Here is a 2,276-nt window from a genome sequence, read left to right as displayed (position 1 = left end):
CCTTGCGCGCTCTCAGCACGGGCAGAGGGCAACGCAACCCCAGCGCGTCTATTTCGAGTGCCACCACCATCTTCGCGTGCGTAAGGCGCTTGCGGCGTCCTGTCCACGGCTTTGTGAGGCCGGGTGACGTGACGAATTGCGCGGCTTGGGGTAAGTCCGAACCGAACAAGGAGGCGGAATGTTCGGAATCGAGGTTGTCGACGCTGGGCTTCTTCCCGCGATGCTGGTGGCGCTGGCTGCAGGGCTGCTGAGTTTCGTCAGCCCCTGTGTGCTGCCCATCGTGCCGCCCTATCTGGCCTATATGGGCGGGATCAGCATGGGCGAGCTGACTGGCCGGACCGGGACGCGGCGCAGTGCGCTGGCGCCCGCGCTGTTCTTCGTGATGGGATTGTCCACGGTCTTTCTGCTGCTGGGTTTCACCGCCTCGGCCTTCGGCGCGTTCTTCTTGCAGAACCAGGAATGGTTTGCGCGTGCCGCAGGCGTGATGGTCATTCTGTTCGGGCTTCATTTCCTTGGCGTGTTCCGCATTCCGATCCTCGAGCGCGAGGCGCGGCTGGATGTGGGCGACCGGGGCGGTTCGGCCCTGGGGGCCTATCTTCTGGGGCTGGCCTTCGCCTTTGGCTGGACGCCCTGCATCGGCCCGCAACTGGGCGCGATCCTGTCGCTTGCCGCCTCCGAGGCGGATGTGGCCCGCGGCACGCTTCTGCTGGGGGTCTATGCGGCGGGGCTGGGCGTGCCCTTCATTCTGGCTGCGCTGTTCATCGAGCGCTCCATGGGCCTGATGAACCGGCTCAAGCGCCACATGAAGCTGATCGAAAGGTCGATGGGCGCGCTGCTTCTGGTGGTCGGTCTTGCTTTGGTGACAGGTGCCTTCAGCGCGTTCAGCTACTGGCTGCTCGAAACCTTCCCGGGGCTGGCAACTCTCGGTTGAACGGTCTCGTCTTGCGCCGCGGCGGCGACGAGTGGCCGGGGCGGGATGACGGGCAGCGGGGGGCAGGTCGGGCGGCGACGGGTGTTTTACATCCCCGGCTTTGACCCGTTTCCGCCGCGCCGCTACCGTGAGCTTTTCCGTCGCGAGGCCGCAGAACAGGCGCGCATCTCGGGGTTCGAGATTGACATTCCCCCCGGCGGTTTGCCCGGGGGGTGGACGGTGAGGGCCAATCTCGGCTCGGGGCGCTCTGGCGGCTTGCGCGGCTGAGGAAAGGGCCGACCGTTGCGGCACTCTACCCGATCGCGGTGCTGCCGGGGCAACTGGCCGTCACGCTGATGCTCGCGCGGGGTCTTGGCGGGCTGCTCGCTCTGACCGGGCTGCCCCTTGCGGGCTGGCTGGGGCTGGTCGTGGTCTGGCCGGTGCTGGCGTGGTTTCGGGCGCAGGATGGCCGCGTCTTCGGCTGGTATCTGAGCATGACTTTGCGCACGCCGCCAGCCGGGGGCGGCGCCTATCCGCCCGATCTGGAGGCGCGGCTGGCCGTCTTTGCCGACCGCATCGCCGCCGCGCTGACCGACGAGGTGGACGAGGTGCTGGTCGTCGGTCATTCCTCGGGCGCGCATCTGGCGGTGTCGGTTCTGGCCGACCTTCTGCGCAGCGACCGCGTGCCTGCGAACGCCCCGGCGCTGTCGCTGCTGACGCTGGGGCAGGTCGCGCCGATGGTCGCTTTCCTGCCCCGGGTCCGGCGGTTGCGGGCCGAGATGGCGCTGATGGCCGGGCAGGGGCGCATTCCATGGGTCGATGTGACCGCACCGGGCGATGGCTGTGCCTTTGCGCTGTGCGACCCGGTGGCGGTGACGGGCGTGGCGCCGGTGCCGCAACGCTGGCCGCTGGTGCTGTCGGCGGCTTTCTCGCAGACGCTGTCGCCGGCGCGCTGGCGGGCGTTGCGCTGGCGGTTCTTCCGGCTGCATTTCCAGTATCTCTGCGCCTTCGACCGGCCCGGCGCCTATGACTATTTCCGCGTCACCGCCGGGCCGCTGAGCCTTGGCGCGCGCTTTGCCGACCAGCCCCCGTCGCCCAGCCGCATCGCGACGCCCCGCAACCCCTTCACCTCGACCAGGCCATGACCCTGCCGCCCAAACCCGTTCCCCGCCCGGACAAGGTCTCGCTCATCGGTTACATGCGCCGGTTCCGCAGCGATATCCTCTCGGCCCAGCCCGCGCGGCTTTACCGCGCGAAGATGGCCGAGTTCCGCACGCCGTTCTTCCACTCCTTCCTCGTGAACGAGTCCGATCTGGTGCGGTTGGTGCTGCAGGATCGGCCGCGCGACTTTCCGAAATCCGACCGG

At 68.4% G+C, this 2,276-nt stretch carries 1 protein-coding gene and 2 pseudogenes; all 3 read left to right on the top strand.

What is annotated here, in order from left to right; all coding sequences use genetic code 11:
• Positions 1-178 precede the first annotated feature (178 nt).
• Positions 179-931, top strand: a complete 753-nt coding sequence (locus ENN83_RS04080) for a cytochrome c biogenesis CcdA family protein (protein ID WP_287184336.1) — start codon at positions 179-181, stop codon at positions 929-931.
• 45 nt (positions 932-976) lie between these two features.
• Positions 977-2,055 (top strand): annotated as a pseudogene (locus ENN83_RS04075) (hypothetical protein).
• Positions 2,052-2,276 (top strand): annotated as a pseudogene (locus tag ENN83_RS04070) (cytochrome P450); the annotation flags it as partial. The pseudogenes ENN83_RS04075 and ENN83_RS04070, both read left to right, overlap by 4 nt.

The organism is Rhodovulum sp. (genome assembly GCF_011048875.1).
GTDB lineage: Bacteria > Pseudomonadota > Alphaproteobacteria > Rhodobacterales > Rhodobacteraceae > Rhodovulum > Rhodovulum tesquicola.
The sequence above is the reverse complement of the archived record's forward strand: the minus strand, read 5'-3'. Positions and strand labels throughout refer to the sequence as shown.